17 protein-coding genes are annotated in these 21,592 nt (G+C 65.7%); 4 read left to right on the top strand and 13 right to left on the bottom strand.

The annotated features are described in order from the left end of the window. Nucleotides 1-18 precede the first annotated feature (18 nt). From AC1RUR_RS04795 to hpaR, 13 genes are all read right to left on the bottom strand, one after another. Nucleotides 19-1,233 (bottom strand): acyl-CoA dehydrogenase family protein, encoded by a 1,215-nt coding sequence (locus tag AC1RUR_RS04795; RefSeq protein ID WP_492841859.1) that lies wholly within the window; start codon nucleotides 1,231-1,233, stop codon nucleotides 19-21. A gap of 307 nt (nucleotides 1,234-1,540) precedes the next feature. After that, complete coding sequence (locus tag AC1RUR_RS04790; RefSeq protein WP_492841858.1) at nucleotides 1,541-2,752, bottom strand: ABC transporter substrate-binding protein; 1,212 nt, start codon at nucleotides 2,750-2,752, stop codon at nucleotides 1,541-1,543. 115 nt (nucleotides 2,753-2,867) lie between these two features. After that, nucleotides 2,868-3,395: a GNAT family N-acetyltransferase gene (locus AC1RUR_RS04785; protein WP_492842394.1), complete on the bottom strand. Its 528-nt coding sequence runs from the start codon at nucleotides 3,393-3,395 to the stop codon at nucleotides 2,868-2,870. A gap of 40 nt (nucleotides 3,396-3,435) precedes the next feature. Then, on the bottom strand, nucleotides 3,436-4,326 hold the full coding sequence (locus AC1RUR_RS04780) for an alpha/beta fold hydrolase (protein ID WP_492841856.1): 891 nt from the start codon (nucleotides 4,324-4,326) through the stop codon (nucleotides 3,436-3,438). A 115-nt stretch (nucleotides 4,327-4,441) separates the two neighbouring features. Beyond that, nucleotides 4,442-5,269, bottom strand: a complete 828-nt coding sequence (locus AC1RUR_RS04775) for a metal-dependent phosphohydrolase (RefSeq protein ID WP_492841855.1) — start codon at nucleotides 5,267-5,269, stop codon at nucleotides 4,442-4,444. Between the two features lie 320 nt (nucleotides 5,270-5,589). Next, nucleotides 5,590-6,468, bottom strand: coding sequence for a transglutaminase family protein (locus tag AC1RUR_RS04770; protein WP_492841853.1), 879 nt, complete (start codon nucleotides 6,466-6,468; stop codon nucleotides 5,590-5,592). Continuing rightward, nucleotides 6,465-8,990, bottom strand: a complete 2,526-nt coding sequence (locus AC1RUR_RS04765; protein WP_492841851.1) for a circularly permuted type 2 ATP-grasp protein — start codon at nucleotides 8,988-8,990, stop codon at nucleotides 6,465-6,467. Before AC1RUR_RS04765 ends, AC1RUR_RS04770 begins: the two co-directional genes overlap by 4 nt. Nucleotides 8,991-9,017: 27 nt before the next feature. Next, nucleotides 9,018-12,287: a transglutaminase family protein gene (locus tag AC1RUR_RS04760; protein ID WP_492841849.1), complete on the bottom strand. Its 3,270-nt coding sequence runs from the start codon at nucleotides 12,285-12,287 to the stop codon at nucleotides 9,018-9,020. A gap of 258 nt (nucleotides 12,288-12,545) precedes the next feature. Beyond that, nucleotides 12,546-13,850, bottom strand: a complete 1,305-nt coding sequence (locus AC1RUR_RS04755) for a methyl-accepting chemotaxis protein (RefSeq protein ID WP_492841847.1) — start codon at nucleotides 13,848-13,850, stop codon at nucleotides 12,546-12,548. Continuing rightward, on the bottom strand, nucleotides 13,828-14,349 hold the full coding sequence (locus AC1RUR_RS04750; protein WP_492841845.1) for a PAS domain-containing protein: 522 nt from the start codon (nucleotides 14,347-14,349) through the stop codon (nucleotides 13,828-13,830). Before AC1RUR_RS04750 ends, AC1RUR_RS04755 begins: the two co-directional genes overlap by 23 nt. 190 nt (nucleotides 14,350-14,539) lie before the next feature. Further along, a complete protein-coding gene (locus tag AC1RUR_RS04745; RefSeq protein WP_492841843.1) occupies nucleotides 14,540-16,063 on the bottom strand; it encodes a UxaA family hydrolase in 1,524 nt (507 codons plus the stop codon). A 93-nt stretch (nucleotides 16,064-16,156) separates the two neighbouring features. Beyond that, complete coding sequence (locus tag AC1RUR_RS04740) at nucleotides 16,157-16,933, bottom strand: HpcH/HpaI aldolase family protein (protein WP_492841841.1); 777 nt, start codon at nucleotides 16,931-16,933, stop codon at nucleotides 16,157-16,159. 237 nt (nucleotides 16,934-17,170) lie between these two features. Then, nucleotides 17,171-17,701: a homoprotocatechuate degradation operon regulator HpaR gene (gene hpaR, locus AC1RUR_RS04735; RefSeq protein ID WP_492841839.1), complete on the bottom strand. Its 531-nt coding sequence runs from the start codon at nucleotides 17,699-17,701 to the stop codon at nucleotides 17,171-17,173. Nucleotides 17,702-17,812: 111 nt separating this feature from the next. On the opposite strand from hpaR, the gene hpaH reads away from it, so the two are divergent. The 4 genes from hpaH to hpaD are packed head-to-tail and all read left to right on the top strand — an operon-like array spanning nucleotide 17,813 to nucleotide 21,589. Beyond that, the gene (hpaH, locus tag AC1RUR_RS04730) at nucleotides 17,813-18,619 is read left to right on the top strand and encodes a 2-oxo-hept-4-ene-1,7-dioate hydratase (protein WP_492841837.1); all 807 of its coding nucleotides are present in this window, start codon (nucleotides 17,813-17,815) and stop codon (nucleotides 18,617-18,619) included. A gap of 29 nt (nucleotides 18,620-18,648) precedes the next feature. Further along, on the top strand, nucleotides 18,649-19,047 hold the full coding sequence (locus tag AC1RUR_RS04725; protein ID WP_492841835.1) for a 5-carboxymethyl-2-hydroxymuconate Delta-isomerase: 399 nt from the start codon (nucleotides 18,649-18,651) through the stop codon (nucleotides 19,045-19,047). Then, nucleotides 19,040-20,578, top strand: coding sequence for a 5-carboxymethyl-2-hydroxymuconate semialdehyde dehydrogenase (gene hpaE / locus AC1RUR_RS04720; RefSeq protein WP_492841833.1), 1,539 nt, complete (start codon nucleotides 19,040-19,042; stop codon nucleotides 20,576-20,578). Before AC1RUR_RS04725 ends, hpaE begins: the two co-directional genes overlap by 8 nt. Before the next feature lie 27 nt (nucleotides 20,579-20,605). Continuing rightward, nucleotides 20,606-21,589, top strand: a complete 984-nt coding sequence (gene hpaD, locus AC1RUR_RS04715; RefSeq protein WP_492841831.1) for a 3,4-dihydroxyphenylacetate 2,3-dioxygenase — start codon at nucleotides 20,606-20,608, stop codon at nucleotides 21,587-21,589. Nucleotides 21,590-21,592: the final 3 nt, after the last annotated feature.

The raw sequence follows: 21,592 nt of genomic DNA, 5'->3' as shown, positions 1-21,592 counted from the left end.
GCAACGCGGACGACAGCCCTACCCCATCACCCCGCCCCGCTTGATCAGCTCTTTCCCCACCGCAGCGAGGTGCACCTGGTCCGGGCCGTCGCCGATGCGGATGAAGCGGGCGTAGACATAGGCGCGGGCGAGGAAGGTGTCCTGCGAGACGCCGGCGGCGCCGTGGATCTGGATGGCGCGGTCGATGACGCGGGCAGCCATGCTGGGCACGACGATCTTGGCCGCCGCGATCAAATCGCGCGCGGCCTTGTTGCCTTCGCGGTCCATCCTGTCGGCGGCCTGCAAGGTCAAGAGCCGCGCCTGCGCGATCTCGCAGAAGGAATGCGCAATGTCCTCGCGCACCGAGCCCTGCTCGGCGAGCGGCTTGCCGAAGGCTGTGCGCGAGACCGCGCGCTGGCACATCAATTCCAGCGCGCGCTGGGCGCAGCCGATTAGTCGCATGCAATGATGGATGCGGCCGGGGCCGAGCCGGCCTTGCGCGATCTCGAAGCCGCGGCCCTCGCCGAGCAGGATGTTCTCGGCGGGCACGCGGACGTTCTCGTAGACGATCTCGGGGTGGCCGACCGGGGCGTCGTCATAGCCGTAGGTGAGCATGTCGCGGACGATGCGCACGCCGGGCGTCTTCTTCGGCACCAGGATCATGGATTGCTGGCGATGACGGTCGGGATGGTCGGGCGCGGTCTTGCCCATCACGATCAGGATCTCGCAATCCTCGTTCATCGCGCCGGAGGTGAACCATTTGCGGCCGTTGACGACGTAGCTGTCGCCGTCGCGCTTGATCTCGCACTGGATGTTGGTGGCATCGCTCGAGGCAACCTGCGGCTCGGTCATCGAGAAGCCGGAACGGATGCGTCCCTCCAGCAGCGGCGTCAGCCAGCGCTCCTGCTGCGCCTTCGTGCCGTAATTCGCCAGCACCTCCATATTGCCGACATCGGGCGCCGAGCAGTTGAAGACTTCCGGCGCCCAGAGGATGCGGCCCATGATCTCCTTCACGGGCGCGTAGTCGAGGTTGGTCAGGCCCGGACCGTGCGCGCCTGATAGAAACAGGTTCCAGAGCCCCTGCTCGCGCGCCAGCCGCTTCAAATCCTGAAGCATCGGCGGCGTCCTGTAGCGTGAAGCTTCCGGCTTCACCTGCTCGTAATAGAGCTCCTCGACCGGCTCGACATGCGCTCGCATGAACTGGCGGACGCGCTCCTGCAGCTCCAGCGAACGGGCGGAGTGTTGAAAATCCATGGTGTTCTCCTGTTCGCTACTTTTGAGGTCGTCATGCCCGGGCTTGTCCCGGGCATCCACGTTCTTTCTTGCCTGAGGCAAGACGTGGATGGCCGGGACAAGCCCGGCCATGACGTTGTGGAAAGACCGGTGTGTCAAGACGGATGCAGTCCCGTAGGGTGGGCAAACGACTTGTCCGCCGTAGCTCGAAGAGCGAAGGCGGAAGCGTGCCCACGCTGCTGTTTCCGCATTGACGAGGTGGTGGGCACGGCGCAAGTGCGCCTTTGCCCACCCTACGATTCCGAGTTCGCGGAGAGAGCCCCGCGCCTCACGTTCCGCGCAGCAGCTCGCTCGCCACGACCCAGTCGTTGCCGTCGAACTGGAGCATGTAGCCGTCCTTGATGGGGCGGAAATCCTGCGGGGTGGTGTTGAGCGTGATGCCGGGCATCAGCAGCGACAGCGGCACGTTCTTCAGGTTGGCCGCCTGCGCCATGATGTTCTCGCGCGTCAGATTGTCCTTGCACTGCTTCAGCAGCACCACCAGGGCCTCGGCGACGGTGTAGCCGTAGAGACCGGCGACGTTGTTGATGTCGGCGTTGGGCAGGCGCTTCTTCATGAACTCGATATAGGCCGTCATCGCCGGATCGTCCTTCGGCGCCTCGACGAACGGCTTGAGCGAGCCGAGCGACAGCACGCCCTTGCCGGCATCGAGGCCGGCCGGCACCATCACGGTCGCCTTGTTGGCGCAGCCGCTGGCGAGGAAGCGCGTCGGCTGCCAGCCGACTTCGTGCGCCTTGCGGATCGCCTGCGCGCAGGCGCGCGGCGTCACCGAATAGATCATGAAGACATCGGCCTTGGTGCTCGCCAGCGTCAGCACCTGGGAATCGACGGTGGGGTCAGCGACCTCGAAGCTCGAGGCCATCGCGATCGCCTTGTCGGCATCGGCGCCGAGCGCTTCCCTGACGCCGCGCAGATATTCCTTGCCGGCGTCGTCGTTCTGGTAGAGCACCGCAAAGCGCGCGTTCGGGTTCTTGGCGCGGGCATAGGCGACGTCGATCGCAGCCTCGCTGGTGTAGTTCGGCGCCCAGGGCAGCGCCATCGACCACGGCATGTTGGCGGGGTCGTTCCACTTCGAGGCCGAGCTGATCAGGAACAGCTGCGGCACCTTGTTGCTGTTGAGATACTTTGCGATCGCCGAGCTCGGCGCGGTGCCCATGGTCGCGAAGATGAAGGCGACGCCGTCGCCCTCGACCAGCCGCCGCGCCGCTTCCATCGTCTTCGGCGGTGAGAAGGCGTCGTCGAGCGACAACAGATCGAGCTTGCGGCCGTTGACGCCGCCCTTCTCGTTGACCTCGTCGAAATAGGCCGAAATGACCCTGCCGGTGATGCCGAGCGGCGATGCGGGCCCGCTATAGGGCATGGTGTTGCCGATCTTGATCTCGGTGTCGCTGACGCCGGGACCATAGGATTTTTGCGCAGAAGCAGGCGTGGACAGGCAGGCGGCAGCCAAGGCTGCGGCCAGGGCCAAAGCGGCTTTCATGGTTTCTCCCCGATGATTATCGCCGCGTAACGCCATCGGGCGAACGCGCGGCGCGCTGCTTTTTGTCAGCGCGTCAGATCAGCGGAGTTCCGCAAGACGGTCTTGCGTCTGGGTGCTAGCGCTGTGATGCTGAGACATTCATGGCTTCAGCGCGTAGTAACGAGAATGGGTTTCGCCGCCCGGCGCCCACGGCGCCGTCGGCCGAAAGCCCATCCGTTCGTACAGGGCGATGCGAGGCGGCCAGCGCCTTGTTGCGGGACAAGCGCACGCGATCGTATCCGGAACTGCGGGCGACGCCGATCAACCTCTCTGCGATGGCGCTCGCGATCCCGCGACCTCGCCAGACCGACGAGACGAACATGCGAACCATCTCGCACTCGTGATCATCGAAACGCCGGAGCGCGCCGGTCCCGACGACGTCCCCGTTGGCGACCGCGCACAGAAACAGGGCGCCGTCAGCGTACGCGGTTGCCGCATCATCGACATCCGAAAGCCGCGAATAGACGAAGTCGCGCACGAAGGCGTCGGGATGATCGCCAAAATGCTCGCGCCAGACCGCCTCGATGAGCTGCCGAGCCGGCAGCGCGTCACCGGACTGAAAGGGTCGGATGATCCAGTTTGGTTCGATGCGCGTGGGGTTCACCAAGAGATCTTCCAAAATTCTTTTGGGAGCAAAAATCAGCTTACATGGCAGCCTTGCGCACATCGGTCACGGCCTGCGCCCATTCGGCGGGCCGTTCCTGCGGCAGATTATGACCGGCGCCCGCGAACACGCGCAGCTCGAAAGATCCCTCGAACTTGCGCGCATGATGGGCGGTGCCGGAATTGACGCCGTCGCTGCCCCCGTCGATCGCGATCGTCGGGACGCGGATCGGCGGCTGCGCCGCAAGCTTTTCCTCGATCCCGGCATAGGCGGGATCGCCCGCGACCAGCGCATAGCGGTGGCGGTAGGAGTGGATCACGACCTCGACGAAGTCAGGGTTGTCGAACGAGGTCGCGCTCCTCTCGAACGTCGCGTCGTCGAAGGCCCATGTCGGCGACCACATCGACCAGAGCTGGCGGGCAAAGCCGCGCCGGTTCTGTTCCAGCGCGCGGCGGCCGCGCTCGTTGTGGAAGAGATATTGATACCAGAGCGCCGCCTCATGCGCCGGCAGCCCCGGCTCCATCGCACGCGCAATGTTCTGGATGTTGTAGGAATTGCCGGAGACGAGCCCGACCACGCGTTCCGGATGCAACGCCGCAACCACGCAGGCCGCGCGGCCGCCCCAGTCATAGCCGCCGACCACCGCGCGTTCGATGCGAAGCGCGTCCATGAAGGCCAGCAGATCGGCGCCTAGCGCCGCCTGCTCGCCGGAGCGCGGCGTCTGCGCCACACGAAACCGCGTCGGGCCATAGCCGCGCAGCCAGGGCACCAGCACCCGCGCGCCGGCCTGCGCGAGGATCGGCGCGGTCTCGGCATAGGCGCTCACGTCGTAGGGGAAGCCGTGGCCCATGATGCAGGGCCAGCCGTCGGGCGCGCCATATTCGAGATAGGCGATGTCGAGGACATCGGTGGTTACGGCTTTTTGTTGCATGATTTGCTTGCGGAGTTGGGACTTCGTAGCCGGATGGAGCGCAGCGTAATCCGGGAACGCCAGCATCCGCGAATCCCGGATTGCGTGACGCTCCATCCGGGCTACAAGGCGCGGCCTATTTCTGCGGCCCGGACAGCGTGATGTCGCGCTCGGCGCGGAACACGTTGCTGTAGAGGTTGGCGATCCATTGCCGGCCGATCTCGGTCTTGTTGAGGTAGCCGATCTCGGTCTGGATATGCGGCGCGACGCTGTTCCAGTAGAATTGGGGATAGCGGTTCACGATGTCGGCGGGGGAGTCGTAGCCGAGCTGGCGGTTGATGCCGACCTCCTCGAACTCGTAATAGAGCGCATTGGCCTTGCGCAGATAGTTGGGATCGCCGAGTTGGCCAATGAAATCGGCGGCGCGCAGGATCGAGGCTTCGTCGTCATATTCCTGGGCCTGCTGGGCGGGAAACCGCGTCCCCTCGATGGCGCGGGCGATACGCTCCGGATCGAGCCCCGGAATGTGCCGCAAGCGCCGCATCACGTACAATTTCGAGCGATCGACGTGATACATCATCAGGCTCGCGTCCGACGCGCCCCTTTGAAGGGAGACTTTGGTCCCGGCCTCGTCGACCACGAAACCGTCCTCGTCGTCCTCCTCGAACAGGCCGCGCACATAGCCGATGTCGTGAGCAAGGCAGGCGATCAGGACATGAACGTAGTCCTCCGCCTCCAGATGGGTGTGGAGATATCGGCCGCTGAGAATGGAATGACCCGCCAGGGTCACCAGCATCGTGTGCTCGATATTGTGATAGAGCGCATCGCTGTTGCCGATGCATTCCATCGTGGTGCGGGTGGCGCTCTCGATGATGTTTGCCGGGGATTCGCCAAACCTGCGACGCATGAACGAGCCCAGCACCTTCTCGAGGGACTCCGCCGCCAGTCTCGGTAACGTCATCATGGATGCAGCCCCGTTTGTCGGTGGTGTCCCACGCCAACTCCCGACGTCTCATTGTGTTCTCGACGCAAGGGCCAGCATAGCCCATCTTGGGGGACTGACCAAATCCCGGGACGAAAATACGCAAATATGTTGCTGTCCCGCTTCGCAACATAACGGTTGCAGTCAAAGCTCGATACATCTTGGGGCAGTCCGGGCCGGGGCCGGCCGCCGGGCACAAAGCCAGCAACAGCACTCGTTTGACCAGATTGCGCCGCGAAGGCGCGCAATGGACTGCGGTCCGGTGCAGGCGGTTGCATCGTCTTCCGGACGGCGAAGCTCGGTCACTCCACCAGCAGCACGTCGACGGCGACGCCGAGCTTCTGCTTCGGCGAGCCGACGATGATACCATCGACCGGCGAGACGTCGGAGAAGTCGCGCGCGACGGCGAGCACGATATGGTCGTTGGCAACCAGAAGGTCGTTGGTCGGATCGAAATCGACCCAGCCAAGCTCCGCCCCGCACCACAGCGAGACCCAGGCGTGGGTGGCGTCGGCGCCTTGCAGGCGCGGCTGGCCCGCCGGCGGAATGGTGCGCAGGTATCCGCTGACATAGGCGGCGGGCAGGCCGAGCCCGCGCAGGCCTGCGATCATCACATGGGCAAAATCCTGGCAGACGCCGTGCCGCTTGTCGAAGACCTCGTTGAGCGGCGTCGAGATCACGGTGGCCTTGGGATCGTAGCGGAATTCAGTGCGGATGCGATGCATGAGATCGACCGCACCGGCGAGGATGCCCGCGCCGGGCGGAAAGCTCGCAGCCGCATAGGCGCTGACCGGACGCAGCACCGGCACCAGCGGGCTCGCAAAGACATAGCCGACCGGCGAGGACGGCCCGAGGCTGGTCGACTCGAACGCGATGTCGCGAATGCTCTCCCAGGCCGGGCTCGGCACATCGCGCGCCGGCGGCTGCCGCGACACCGAGACGCGCGAGCGCGAGTCGATGCGCAGAGTGCGATGCGCGGCCTCGATCACGACGCTCTCGGTGAGCGTGCCGAAAAAATCGTGGCGAACGTTGCGCTCGGCGGGGCGCGGTCGAATCTCGACATGGTGCGAGATCAGTTCCTGACCACCGCCGCTCTTCGGCTCGAGCCGCAGCGTGCAGCGGGCGAAGCTGACCGGGCTCTCGTAGTCGTAGGTGGTGACGTGACGGATGTCGTAGATCACGCCAGCCCCGTCAGCTTTTCCGGCCGGCTGGCATTGGGCCCGTGCGGGAAGTAATGCAGCCCGATCGCCTCGGCGAGACTGAGCAGATCCTGCTCCAGCGAGAACAGCGTCTTGACCTCGAGCTTCTCGGCCTCGGCCGTCGCCAGCATCGCCTGCACCGCGACCGCGAGGCGCTGCGGCTGCTCGATCAGGCCGTGCTCCTTCAGGCTCGGCAGCGCCGCGATGTGCTCGTTCAGGGTCGCGACCTGGAAGGCGACCGAACGCGGGTTGTAGCTGTCGAGCACCGCGAGGTCGCGTACCGGAGCGAGGATCGGTGCCAGCAGATAGCGCGAGCGGTAGGTGATCTGCGAATCCACCAGCGTCAGCAGGATGTCGAGATCCTCGTCGCCCGCCTCGTCATAGGCGAACTGGCGCGCAAAGCGCGCCGTGTTGATGGCGCGCTCGGTGCGGCGGCCGATGTCGAGGAAGCGCCAGCCGGCGGCGCGGTTCATGTTCTCCTGCGCAAGGCCGGCAAAGCTCGCCAGCTCCTGCAAGGTCAGCTCGGCCGCGCTCAGCACGCTGTCGTCGTCCTCGACCTCCCAGGCGAGACGCTCGGCCATCTCGGTGATGACCTGCCAGGCATCGGGCGACAGCCGCTCGCGCAAGGAGGTCGCGGTGCGCTGCGCCGCGCGCACCAGCGACAAGGCCGAGCCGAAACGCTCCGCGCTCTGCAACGCCTCGGCGGCGATGCGCCCCGGCGCCGCGCGCGAGGTCTGCGAGATCGCGCCCCAGGCCACCAGCAGACGCTGGATGCGCTCGGACGATTGCAGCGAGGCCGCGGTGCCCTTGTTGGGCCCGCTCGGCGAGCCCAGCGCACGCACCAGGCGCAGCGTCGCCTCGGCGCGTTCGAGATAGCGGCCGAGCCAGAACAGATTGTCGGCGGCGCGGCTCGGCAGCACGCCGGCGATGCGGCGGATGCGCACCTTGTCGGTCGCCGGCAGCAACGTCGCGGTCGCGACCTGCTTGCCCGAGACGACCCAGACGTCGGCGGCGCGCGCGCCGTCGCCCATCGACACCGCGCGCGCATCGGCCTGCTCGGCGATCCGGCAGAAGCCGCCGGGCATGATGGCCCAGCCGTCGGGGGTTGCGGCGGCGAACACGCGCAGCACGAAGGGGCGCGGGGTGATCTGCCCCTGCTCCCACACCGGCATGGTCGAAAGCCGCACCACCTCCTGGCCGACATAGTCCATGCCGCGCGCGCTGATGGCGTCGATCAGGCGCTGGCGTCCGGCGGCGTCGAGCTCGCTCGCGAGCACCGGGCCGCTCGAGTCGAAGCCGGGAACGCCGCGCCGGTAGGCGCCCTCGATCGCGACCTCGTCGAGTCGCGACAACACCTCGTCGCGCGCGATGCGCTGGCCGCACCACCAGGTCGCGATATGCGGCATCTTCAGCTCTTCGCCAAGCAGGCGACGGCTCAGCGCCGGCAGGAAGCCGAGCAGCGCGCGCGCCTCCAAGACGCCCGAGCCCGGCATGTTGGCGACGACGACGCCGTCCTTGCGCAGCACGTCGATCAGGCCCGCCACGCCCAGCCGCGAGGACGCATCGAGCTCGAGCGGATCGAGCGAGTTGGAATCGACGCGGCGGAGCAGCACGTCGAGCCGCTTCAGGCCGGCGACGGTGCGGATATGGATGCGGTTGTCGCTGACGGCGAGATCGTCGCCCTCGACCAGGAGGAAGCCGAGATAGCGCGCCAGCGTCGCGTGCTCGAAATAGGTCTCGCTGAAGCTGCCGGGCGTGAGCACGCCGATCCGCGGCTCGTCGCGATCGGCGCGTGCGCGAAGACTGTCGCGAAACGCCTCGAAGAACGGCGCGACGCGCGGCACGTTCATCGACTTGTAGAGATCGGAGAAGGCGCGCGAGAGCACGAGGCGGTTCTCCAGCGCGTAGCCCGCGCCCGATGGCGCCTGCGTGCGGTCGCCGAGCACCCACCAGCGGCCGTCGGGTCCGCGGCCGACATCGGCGGCATAGAGCGAGAGATAGCGTCCGCCCGGCGGCGGCACGCCGCAGACGGGACGGAGATATTCCGGGCTGCCGGCAATCGCTGCCGCCGGCAGCGCCCCTTCCGCGACCAGCCGGCCCTCGCCATAGATGTCGCGCAGCACCAGCTCGAGCAGCTCGGCGCGCTGGGTGATGCCGGCGCAAAGCTGCTTCCAGTCGGCCTCGTCGATCAGCAGCGGCAGATGGCTGAGCGACCACGGCCGGTCGGCGCTGTCGCCGGGCGCGCGGTAGGTGACGCCGGCCTCGCGGAGGTGGCGGTCGGCCATGCCGAAGCGCCGCTCGATCTCGTCGGGCGCGAGCGCGCCGAAGGCGTCGAAGAAGCGGCTCCAGACCGCGCGCGGGGCGCCGTCGGGCCCGAGGAACTCGTCGGGGATGCCGGGCAGGCGGCGATAGTCGCGGACCCATTGCGCGAGGCGGCGCTGGCCTTCGCGCTGACCTTGCGCCTTACCCGCCTTGTCGTCCTCTTCGACTGCGCCCTCGCCCATGCGCCTCTCCCTGCCCCACCATCATACTCATTGCAGGAGCGGGGTTCGCAAGTCGAGGGTCAGCGGAAACTCATTTGTGCGTTCCTCGGGCGGCGGCTGCATCGGGCCCGGCGTATGGCCGTGGTCCTGGAAGCGCGCCAGCCGGCGCGCCTCGGCCTCATAGGTGTTGACGGGCTTGGTGTCGTAGCTGCGCCCGCCGGGATGGGCGACGTGGTAGACGAAGCCGCCGACCGAGCGGCCGTTCCAGGTGTCGATCAGGTCGAAGGTCAGGGGCGCGTGGACCGGAATGGTCGGGTGCAGGCCGGAAGCCGGCTGCCAGGCCTTGAAGCGCACGCCGGCCACGGCCTCGCCCGAACGTCCGGTCGAGGTCATCGGCAGGCGGCGGCCGTTGCAGGTGATGATGTGGCGACCCTCGACGAACCCCTCCGCCTTGACCTGGAGCCGTTCGACGGAACTGTCGACATAGCGCACGGTGCCGCCGGCCGAGCCCTCCTCGCCGAGCACGTGCCAGGGCTCCAGCGCCTGGCGCAATTCCATCGTGACGCCGCCATGATGGACACGGCCGAAGGCGGGGAAGCGGAATTCGAGCTGGGCCAGATACCATTCCGCCTCGAACGGATAGCCGGACTGCTTCAGCTCGGAGAGCACGTCCAGGAAGTCTTCCCAGATGAAATGCGGCAGCATGTAACGGTCATGCAGCGCGGTGCCCCAGCGCACGAACTTGCCGGCTTGCGGCTCGCGCCAGAACTTTGCGATCAGCGCGCGGATCAGCAGCTGCTGTGCCAGCGACATGCGCGGATCGGGCGGCATTTCGAGCGCGCGGAACTCGACGAGCCCGAGCCGTCCCGTGGGCCCGTCAGGCGAATAGAGCTTGTCGATGCAGATCTCGGCGCGGTGGGTGTTGCCGGTGATGTCGACGAGGAGATGCCGGAACAGCCGGTCCACCAGCCACAGCGGCGTCTGATAGCCCGGCGGCGGCACGTGCGAGAGCGCGATCTCGAGCTCGTAGATGCTGTCGTGGCGGGCCTCATCGATGCGCGGCGCCTGGCTGGTCGGGCCGATGAAGAGGCCCGAGAAGAAGTAGGACAGCGACGGATGCCGCTGCCAGTACAGCACCAGGCTCTTGAGCAGATCGGGCCGGCGCAGGAACGGCGAATCCTGCGGACTGGAGCCGCCGATCACGACATGATTGCCGCCGCCGGTGCCGGTGTGGCGACCGTCGACCAGAAAACGGTTGGCGCCGAGGCGCACCTTGCCCGCATCCTCATAGAGGCCGGAGGTGATCTCGACCGCATCGCGCCAGCTCTTCGCCGGCTGGATGTTGACCTCGATCACGCCGGGATCCGGCGTCACCTTGATGACCTCGATGCGCGGATCGAACGGCGGCGGATAGCCCTCGACATGGACCTGGAGCTGCATCTCCTCGGCGGTCGCCTCCAGCGCTGCGATCAGTTCGAGATAATCCTCGATCTGCTCGACCGGCGGCATGAAGGCGCAGAGCACGCCGTCGCGGACTTCGACCGACATCGCGGTCCGGACCGGGATGGATGTATTGAGCTGTTCGGGCTCGACCCGCTCCGGCGATTCCGGACGCGCCGGAAGGCTGAACACCGGCAGCTTGCCGCGGGCCTCCATCGGGTCCCGCTCGACGATGTAGGGATATTGGTTGGGCGGCACGTAGCCGAGCGAGTCGAGCGGCAGGCGCAGACCGAGCGGCGAATCGCCCGGCATCAGGAACAGATGATTGCGCCGGAGCTGCCAGCGCTCGCTGCGCCAGCGTGGCGGCGCATTCCAGCGCTGCACCGGCAGCACATATCCGCGAGGATTGTTGAGGCCCTGCTCGAACACCCGCGCGATCCGCGCACGCGCCTCCGGATCGGACAATTTGGAGTCGGAGGGATCGACGTTGTGGGGAAGCTCGGCTTCCTTCCGAAGCCACAGCGCGGTGTCTTCATAGGCCGGCATGATGTAGCCGGGATCGAGCCCGAGGCGCAGCGCCGCGCCCTCCATGAAGGCCTCGGCGTCCTTCGTCGCGGCGGGCCGCGGGTTTTCGATCTTGGCGATGAGATCGGCATTCTTCCAGATCGGCACGCCGTCCTTGCGCCAGTACAGGCCAAAGGCCCAGCGCGGCAGGCTCTCGCCCGGATACCATTTGCCCTGGCCGTAATGCAGCAGGCCGCCGGGCGCAAAGCGCGTGCGCAGGCGGCGGATCAGATCGTCGCCGAGTGCGCGCTTGGTCGGGCCGACGGCTTCCGTATTCCACTCCGCCGCTTCGAGATCGTCGACCGAGACGAAGGTCGGCTCGCCGCCCATGGTGAGCCGCACATCCTCGGCGGCGAGATCGCCGTCGACCTGCTCGCCGAGGTCGTTGAGCCGCGTCCAGGATTCGTCCGAAAACGGCTTTGTGATGCGCGGCGCCTCGCGGATGCGCTTGACGCTCATGTCGAAGGCGAACTCGACCTCGGCGAAGCCGGCGCCGCCGGAGATCGGCGCGGCCGAGCGATAATGCGGCGTGGCGGCGACCGGGATGTGCCCCTCGCCCGCGAGCATGCCGGAGGTGGCGTCAAAGCCGATCCAGCCCGCGCCCGGCAGATAGACCTCGGCCCAAGCGTGCAGATCGGTAAAGTCGTTCTCGACTTCGGGCGGGCCCTCGATCGGATCGATGTCGGGACGGATCTGGATCAAATAGCCGGAGACGAAGCGAGCGGCGAGCCCGAGATGGCGCAGCGTCTGGATCAGGAGCCAGGCGGAGTCGCGGCACGAGCCCGCGCCAGAGGAGAGCGTCTCCTCCGGCGTCTGCACGCCGGGCTCCATGCGGATGATGTAGCGGACGTGCTTCTGCAGCTCGCGATTGAGATCGACCAGGAAGTTGACGGTGTTCGGGGCCTCGTGCGGGATCGTGTCGAGAAATTTCGCGAACAGGCGATCGGCTTTGATGGTCTCGAGATACGGCGCAAGCTCCGTCTTCAGGTCTTTGGTGTATTCGAACGGGAAGCTGTCGGCATAGGGCTCGACGAAGAAATCGAACGGGTTGACCACGGTCATCTGCGCCGTGAAATCGACCTCGAATTTCAGCTCGGTGGTCTTCTCCGGGAAGACATAGCGCGCCAGCCAGTTGCCCTGCGGATCCTGCTGCCAGTTCACGAAATGGTTGGCCGGGGTGACCTTGAGCGAATAGCTCAGGATCGGCGTGCGCGTGTGCGGCGCCGGCCGCAGACGGATGGTCTGCGGACCGAGATCGATCGGGCGGTCGTACTTGTAGTGCGTGACGTGGTGTAATGCGACGTAGATCGACACGGGGTACGGTGCTCCAGCAGCTTTTTTGAGCAGAACACCTGACGTCAATGCGATCAAGCACTAACAACGGGCAAAGGGTGCCTAGGAAGTACCCCGATTGTTCTCTGGGCAAGCGCACGAGACGTGAAAGTTTGGCGCTCTGAAGCTTCCCCAGCGTCATGCCCGGGCTTGTCCCGGCCATCCACGACCTTCTCTTGCGGTCCCAAGAACGTGGATGCCCGGGACAAGCCCGGGCATGACGACCTCTGGTGGGTGCGGCTACGCCGCCGACGTCAGCCGCTGCAGGAACTGCGTCACCTCGCGCCGGAGCGCCTCGACCTCGCCATGGACGCGTTCGGAGGCGCTGTTGACGCGGGACGCGACGCGGCCGGTGTCGGCGGCGGCTTCGCTGATGCCGGTGACATTGGAGGACATCTGCGAGGTGCCGGCCGAGGCCTCCTGGACATTGCGGGCGATCTCGCGGGTCGCATGGCCCTGCTGCTCGATCGAACTCGCGATCGAGGCGGTGATCCCGTTGATCTCGGCGATGGTCTGCGCGATCGCCTCGACGGCCGCGACCGAGTTGGTGGTCGATTGCTGCATCTCGCCGACCTTGGCGCTGATCTCCTCGGTCGCCTTCGCGGTCTGGTTGGCGAGGTTCTTGACCTCGGAGGCCACCACCGCGAAGCCGCGACCGGCCTCTCCTGCCCGCGCCGCCTCGATGGTGGCATTGAGTGCCAGAAGGTTGGTCTGCGAGGCGATCTCGCTGATCAGCTTGACGACGTCGCCGATCTGCATCGCGGCGTCCGCAAGTGTGCGGATCTCGCTGCCGGCACGATTGGCTTCGTTCACGGCGCGCCCCGTGCTCGTGGTCGAGCCGGCCACCTGGCGGCTGATCTCGGCGATCGAGGACGCAAGCTGTTCCGCGGCGCTGGCGACGGTGGCGACGTTGCGCGAGGCCTGGTCGGAGGCGCTGCGCACGCCGGAGGTCTGCCGGCTGGTCTTCTCGGCTGCCGTCGCCATCTGGCCCGCGTCGGATTCAAGATCGGTCGCGGCGCCCATCAATGTGCCCGCAACCTGGTCGAGATGCGTGCCGAACTGTTTCGCGAGATCTCCGATCTCGACCACACGGCGGCCGAGGCTGTCGGTGCCGGAATTGATGACGGTGGCCGAACGGCGGAACGAGCCGGGCAGACCGCGCGCGAGGATCTTGCGGAAATACTTGCCGCAGCCGGCGTATTCCATCGACGCCGAAGCTTCACGCAAATAGGCATCGGTGATGTCGAGCATGTCGTTGACCGACTTCTGGAGCGCCCCGATCCGTCCGGCCTGACGATTGCTCAGGATGCGCGCTTCGAGATCGCCCTGCGAAGCCTTGCGGCAGACCTCGGCGACCTCATCGACGGCGACCGCCGCGCAGCGCTGCCACCAGACGGCGTAACCGAGCAGCGCAACCGTCGCGCCAAGCAACAGCGCTCCGGAGATTCCGGTCACGCCGAGAAGCGAGAGGATAAACGCAACGACGACCAGAACACACGCGAGCGCGGTCGCTCCCTGCGCCTTAGAGAGAGAGCACAAATTCATCGTAACCGACACCCTGTTGCTTCAGCAGTCCGACCATCGCCTCGAAGCTCGCATGCATGCCGTCCTTGGAATTGGCATGCCGCGCCTCTTCCGCGCACAGCGTCTTGTAGATCGGCTTGATGCGCTCGATCTGCGCAGGCTCCGGCTTGCGGCGGCTCGAGTGATAGCCGACGATGTTGCCACGCTCGTCGAATGTCGGCGTGACGTGGGCGAACACCCAGTAATGGCTGCCGTCCTTGGCCAGATTGACGACGTAGGCGAAGATTTCCTGCCTGGACTGAAGTGTGTCCCAGAGCAGCTTGAAGACGCTGCGCGGCATGTCGGGGTGACGGATCAGGCTATGGGGCGCGCCCATCAGCTCGGCGTAGCTGTATTTCGCCATGCGGATGAAGACGTCGTTGGCGTAGGTGATGCGGCCCTTGAGATCGGTCTTCGACACGATCAGCTCCTCCTCGCCGAGGAGATTTTCCACGCCGGTCGGCCGTATCGCGCGCGTCATCGTCGTCCAATCCTTGCGAAGGGCAACGCCTCGAAGGAGTGGAGCCCGCATCACCCTCTTACCTACGGCAACAGGGTTAATTGGGCGTGAGCAAGGGAAACCGCGCGGTCAAATGGCACCTCCGTAAGATTACCGAGGGTGCGCCTTCCGGTCCTGCATATTTCCGCAAAGAGGTGCGCGTTGCGCGCGATCACATCGTCGCGCCGAGCACCCAGGGCGCGAACTCGGCACCGCCGAAGTCGAAGCTTTCGCTCTTGGTCGGCTGTCCCGAGGCCGTCTTGAGGATCAGCTCGAAGATGCGCTGGCCGCACTCCTGGACGCTCTCCTCGCCTTCGAGGATGGTGCCGCAATTGACGTCCATGTCCTCTTCCATGCGCTTGTACATGGGCGTGTTGGTGGCGAGCTTGATCGAGGGCGCCGGCTTGCAGCCGAACACGCTGCCGCGGCCGGTGGTGAAGCAGACGAGATTGGCGCCGCCGGCGACCTGCCCGGTCGCAGCCACGGGATCGTAGCCGGGCGTATCCATGAACACGAAACCCTTCTTGGTGATGGGCTCGGCGTAGCGCAAGACGTCGACGAGATTGGTGGTGCCGGCCTTGGCCATCGCACCGAGCGACTTTTCCAGGATGGTGGTGAGGCCGCCGGCCTTGTTGCCGGGGCTCGGATTGGCGTTCATCTCGGCGCCTTCGCGCATCGTGTATTCGTCCCACCAGCGCATGAGATCGACGAGCTTCTCGCCGACCTCGCGGCTGACCGCGCGGCGGGTGAGCAGATGCTCGGCGCCATAGGTCTCCGGCGTCTCCGACAGGATCACGGTGCCGCCGTGGCGGACGATGAGATCGCTGGCCGCGCCAAGCGCGGGATTGGCTGATACGCCCGAATAGCCGTCGGAGCCGCCGCATTGCAGGGCCACGGTGAGCTCGCTCACCGGTACCGACTCACGCTTGACCTTGTTGGAATCCGCGAGCGCCTCGCGCACGAAGGCGATGCCCGCTTCCACCGTCTTGCGGGTGCCGCCGACTTCCTGGATGTCCATCGCGCGCAGGCGGCCGGCGAGCTTCTGCTCTTCCATGAGCCCACCGATCTGGTTCACCTCGCAGCCCAGCCCAAGCACGATGACGTGGGAGAAATTGACGTGCCGCGCATAGCCGCCGAGGGTGCGGCGGAGCAGCGCTAAGGGCTCGTTCTGCGTCATGCCGCAGCCGGTCTTGTGGGTCAGTGCGACGACGCCGTCCACGTTGGGGAAATCGGCCAGCGGGTTGTCGCCGGTGAAGGGATTCTTCTTGAAGACGTCGGCGACGAGGCCTGCGACATGGGCGCTGCAATTCACCGAGGTGAGGATGCCGATATAGTTGCGCGTGGCGACACGGCCGTCCGGACGGCGGATGCCCTCGAAGCTCGCGGGCAGGTCGAAATTCGGCGTCGGCTTGACGTCGGCGCAGTAGGCATAGTCCTTGGCGAAGTCGCCCATGCCGCAATTCTGCACGTGCACGTGCTGGCCCGGCGCGATCGGTATCGTCGCAAAGCCGATGATCTGGCCGTAGCGGATGACAGGCTCGCCCAATGCGATCGGCTTGATCGCGACCTTGTGGCCGGAGGGAATGCGCTCGACCGTGGTGACGCCGTCGGCCACGACCGTGCCCGGCGGCAGGCTCGCGCGCGCGATCAGCACGCCATCATCGGGATGCAGGCGGATGACGGGGCTGATGGTCATGGGTGTCTCCATAGGCGAGTAGCGAATAGTGAGTGGCGAATGGCGGACGGGAGCAGCACCACTCGCCACTCCCTATTCGCCATTCGCGAGATCTTAAGCCTTACCGCCGGAATCCTTGCGGGTCGCGTTGACCTGCATCTTGGCGTAGGTGGTCATCAGGCCGACCTCGTTCGAGAGCGTCACCAGCTTGAAGCCCATGTTGATGGCGCGCGCAGCACCCTCGGCGCCGCTGCAATGGATGCCGGGGTTGAGGCCGCGCTTGCCGCATTCCTTGATGATCTTGTCGTAGATCGCGAGGATTTCCGGCTCGCTGCGGTCGAGCTTCGGCTCGAGGCCGTAGGAGAAGCCGAGATCGGACGGGCCGATATAGACGCCGTCGATGCCCTCGACGTCGAGGATCGCTTCCATGTTCTCGACCGCGGTCTTGGTCTCCATCATCGGCAGCAGAATGGTGTCGGCATTCGCCGTCTTCTGGTAGGAGCCCGCGGTGCCGTACATGCCGGCGCGGATCGGGCCGTTGGAGCGGACGCCCTGCGGCGGATATTTGGAATAGGAGACGAGGTTCCTGGCTTCCTGCGGCGTGTTGACCATCGGGCAGATCACGCCATAGGCGCCGCCGTCGAGCACCTTGCCGATGATGCCGGGCTCGTTCCAGGGCACGCGGACCATCGGGGTCACCGGATGCTTGTCCATGGCCTGGAAGCACTGCACCATCGACAGATAATCCTGCACGCCGTGCTGCATGTCGACGGTGACGCTGTCGAAGCCGCATTGCGCGATCATCTCGGCCGAGAAGCCCGAGGGTATCGCGAGCCACGCGTTGACCACGGCCTTGCCCGACTTCCAGATTTCCTTGACCTTGTTCGCCACGTTGCCTTCCTTCTTTGTTGTTGGGACCGTCGTCACCATGACGAGCGCCGCGACAGCACACCCCCGCTGTTACCGCGAACCGGGCCGCCGCGCTATGCTCGCAATGACGCAACGCCTATGCGGCCGCCTTCAGGCGCCGGGAATCGGCGCCTGATCGACCGTCGGCCTGGGCCACAATTTGCGCGAAAATGCGCATGCATGTCCATGGCTCGCGGCGCCCGGACGCGCATATCTGCTTCACTCCCCGGCACTTGCCTCCTCGCCGGCGCCCAGCTCTGCAAGACTCAGTTCGAGCTCGCCGAGCATCTCCTGCAACTCGGCAAGCTTGCGCGCGCCAAAGCGTCGCGTGATCTCGGCATAGATCGCTTCCGAGGACGGCGCGACCGAGGCCATCAGCTTCACCCCCTCCTTCGAGATCGAGACCATGCTGCGGCGCTGGTCGGCCTTCGCGGTCTTGCGTTCGATCAGATTGCGCGCCTCGAGATCGCGCAGGATGCGCGACAGGCTCGGCCCGAGCAGGAACGCGGTGCGCGCGAGTTCCGTGACCTCGGCGGCCTCGATGGCGGCCAGCGCACGGAGGATGCGCCATTGCTGCTCGGTCAGGCCGTGCTCGCGCAGCGAGGGGCGAAATTGCCGCATCACCGCCTCGCGCGCGCGCAAAAGCGACATCGGCAGCGAGCGCGAGAAGTCGCGCATCGGCACCTGCCTTGCGGTAGGTCCTGCGGCAGGCGCGCTTGCGTTGGCGGGATCAGCCGGTCTCTTGGTCATGGCGCCCTTTCAAGCCGCAAAACGTTTGCAGTGCAGCATGGCCAGATTCTGTTTGACGCATTCACTTAACATGTTAAGCATCTCCGGGCACCACGATTTCCAAGATCACAAATGGCGCTTTCCAACGACGATATCCAAGCTTGTGCGAGGCGTCTGCACCAGGCGGAGAAGACCCGCACGCAGATCCGGCAGCTCTCGCAGGATTTCCCCGACATCACCATCGCCGATGCCTACGCGATTCAGAAGGCCTGGGTCGACGTCAAGCTCGCCGAGGGGCGCATCGTGAGGGGGCACAAGATCGGCCTGACCTCGAAGGCGATGCAGAGCGCGCTTGACATCAACGAGCCGGATTCCGGCGTGCTGCTCGACGACATGTTCTTTGCCGATGGCGGGATCATTCCGACCGAGCGCTTCATTGCGACACGGGTCGAGGCCGAGCTCGCCTTCGTCATGAGCAAGCGGCTTGCTGGCCCCGACTGCACGATGTTCGACGTGCTCAACGCCACCGACTTCGTGGTGCCGGCGCTGGAGATTCTGGATACGCGGATCGAGCGCGTCGATCCCAGGACGAAAGCCACGCGAAAAATCTTCGACACCATCGCCGACAACGCGGCGAATGCCGGCATCGTGCTCGGGGGACGGCCGATCCGTCCGCTCGAGGCCGATTTGCGCTGGATCGGCGCGCTGTGCTTCAGGAACGGCCAGCTCGAAGAGACCGGCCTTGCCGCCGGCGTGCTCAATCATCCCGCGACCGCGGTCGCCTGGCTCGCCAACAAGATCGCGCCGCTCGGGCTCGCGCTGGAGCCCGGCCAAATCGTGCTCGCCGGCTCCTTCATCCGTCCGATCGAGACCCGCAAGGGCGACACAATTCAAGCCGATTATGGCGCCTACGGCTCGGTGAGCTGCTACTTCGCCTGACGAATAAGAATACAGGGAGTGAAACCGCGATGCCGCATTTCACGATTGAATATTCGGCCAATCTCGACAGCCGCCTCGACATCGGCGCCGTCTGTGAAGTCGTGCGCAAGGCGGCAGTCGAGACCGGCATCTTCCCGCTCGGCGGCATCCGCGTCCGCGCCGTCAGGTGCGAGCATTATGCAATCGCCGATAACAGGCAGGACTACGGCTTCCTCGACATGGTGCTGCGCATCGGCGAGGGCCGCGACCTTCCCACGCGTCAGAAAGCCGGCGAGCACGTGTTCCAGGCGCTTTCAAGACATCTCGATCCCGTCTTCGCCGCCAGCAAGTTCGCCCTCTCGTTCGACATGCAGATCAACGACAAGGACACCAGCTGGAAACGCAACAACATCCACGACGCCCTGAAAGCGGAGGCCGCCCATGGATAAGCCCACCCCGAAAGCCGATGTGTTCCAGGCCAACCGCGATCGCGTTACCCCGCTGCTGAAGACGCTGCGCGCCGACGGCATCGGCCACATGATCGACGGCAAGATCGTCCCGTCGATCTCGGGCGAGACCTTCGAGACGAAGTCGCCGGTCGATGGCACCACGCTCGCGAGTGTCGCGCGCGGCAATGCCGAGGATATCGATCGCGCGGCCACCGCCGCTGCGCTGGCCTTCAAATCCTGGCGCGACATGGGCCCCGCGATGCGCAAGAAGCTGCTGCATCGCGTCGCCGACACCATCGAGGACAATGCCGAAGACATCGCTGTGCTCGAATGCATCGACACCGGACAGGCCTATCGCTTCATGGCCAAGGCTGCGATCCGCGCCGCCGAAAACTTCCGCTTCTTCGCCGACAAATGCGCGGAAGCGCGCGACGGCCAGAACACGCCGAGCGACGAACACTGGAATATCTCGACGCGCGTGCCGATCGGCCCGGTCGGCGTGATCACGCCGTGGAATACGCCGTTCATGCTGTCGACCTGGAAGATCGCCCCTGCCCTCGCAGCCGGCTGCACCGTGGTGCACAAGCCGGCCGAATGGTCGCCGGTGACGGCCGCCATTCTGGCAAGGCTCGTCAAGGAAGCCGGCGTGCCCGACGGCGTGCTCAACACCGTGCACGGCTTTGGCGAAGAGGCCGGCAAGGCGCTGACCGAGCATCCCGCGATCAAGGCGATCGGCTTCGTCGGCGAGAGTGCGACCGGCTCTGCGATCATGACGCAGGGTGCGCCAACCCTAAAGCGCGTGCATTTCGAGCTCGGCGGCAAGAACCCGGTCATCGTGTTCGACGACGCCGATCTCGACCGTGCGCTCGATGCCGTCGTGTTCATGATCTACTCGCTCAATGGCGAGCGCTGCACCTCGTCGAGCCGCCTGCTGATCCAGGCCAGCATTGCCGAAAAATTCGTGGAGAAGCTGACCGCGCGGGTGAAGGCGCTGAAGGTCGGCCATCCCCTCGATCCCGCGACCGAGATCGGGCCGCTGATCCACGAGCGGCACCTGGCAAAGGTCTGCTCCTATTTCGACGTCGCGCGCCAGGATGGCGCGACCATCGCCGTCGGCGGCAAGGCCTATGACGGCCCCGGCGGCGGACATTATGTCGAGCCGACGCTGGTGACCGGTGCGCATGGCAAGATGCGCGTGGCGCAGGAGGAGGTGTTCGGCCCCTTCCTCACCGTGCTGCCGTTCCGGGATGAAAAGGACGCGATCGAGATCGCCAACGACATCCGCTATGGCCTCACCGGTTACGTCTGGACCAACGATGTCGGCCGGAGCCTGCGCGTCGCCGACGCGCTGGAGGCCGGCATGATCTGGCTGAACTCGGAAAACGTCCGCCATCTGCCGACACCGTTCGGCGGCATGAAGGCCTCAGGCATCGGCCGCGACGGCGGCGATTATTCGTTCGACTTCTACATGGAAACCAAGCACGTCTCGCTGGCGCGGGGCACGCACAAGATTCAGAAACTGGGAATGTAGGACTCGTCATTCCGAGGGAAAACGCCAATGCCGGTACCGCAACATATCTTCGAGCCGCCCTTCAACATCATCCGTTCGAGCCATGTCGTGCTCGACGTGACCGACCTGAAGCTGAGCCGCGAATTCTATGAGACCACCGTCGGCCTGCATGTCGAGGATGCCGACGACAAGGTGGTTTACCTGCGCGCCGCCGAGGAGCATCAGCATCACTCGCTGGTGCTGCGCAAGGCGGCCGTGCCCGCCTGTAACAGGCTCGGCTTCAAGGTCGGCAACGACAGGGATCTCGACAAGGCCGCGGCCTTCCTCTCCGAGAACGGCCTCGGCTACGCCTTCGCCGACCAGCCGTTCCAGGGCCGCACGCTGCAATTCACCGATCCCTTCGGCTTCCAGATCGAGCTCTACGCGGCGATGGACAAGCGTCCGCATCTGCTGCGCCGCTACGACCTCTACCGGGGATGCCATCCGCAGCGGCTCGACCATTTCAACGTCTTCGCCGCCGAGGTGCAGGACACCGTCGACTTCTACGCACGGCTCGGCTTCCGCCTCACCGAATATGCCGAGGAGGATGGACCGAACGGGCGTATCGCTGCTGCCTGGATGCATCGCAAGGGCAATGTCCACGATTTTGCGATCACCAATGGCAAGGGTCCGCGGCTGCACCACTTCGCCTACTGGACGCCGACGGCGATGAACATCATCCATCTCTGCGACGTCATGGCCTCCCAGGGTTTTGTGAAGAACATCGAGCGCGGCCCCGGACGCCACGGCATCTCGAATGCGTTCTTCCTCTACGTGCGCGATCCCGATGGACACCGCCTCGAACTCTACACCAGCGACTACTTTACGGGCGATCACGACCACGAGCCGCTGCGCTGGTCGCTGCGCGATCCGCGCCGCCAGACGCTATGGGGTGCACCTGCCCCGCGCTCCTGGTTCGAACAGGGTTCGCTGTTCACAGGCCAGGCCGTGCGGGAGCCAAAGTTCGTGGCCGATGTGCTGGTGGCGGATTGATGT

Source organism: Bradyrhizobium sp. GW821-FHT12B03, assembly GCF_058807535.1.
This window is presented reverse-complemented; position numbering and strand designations above follow the sequence as displayed.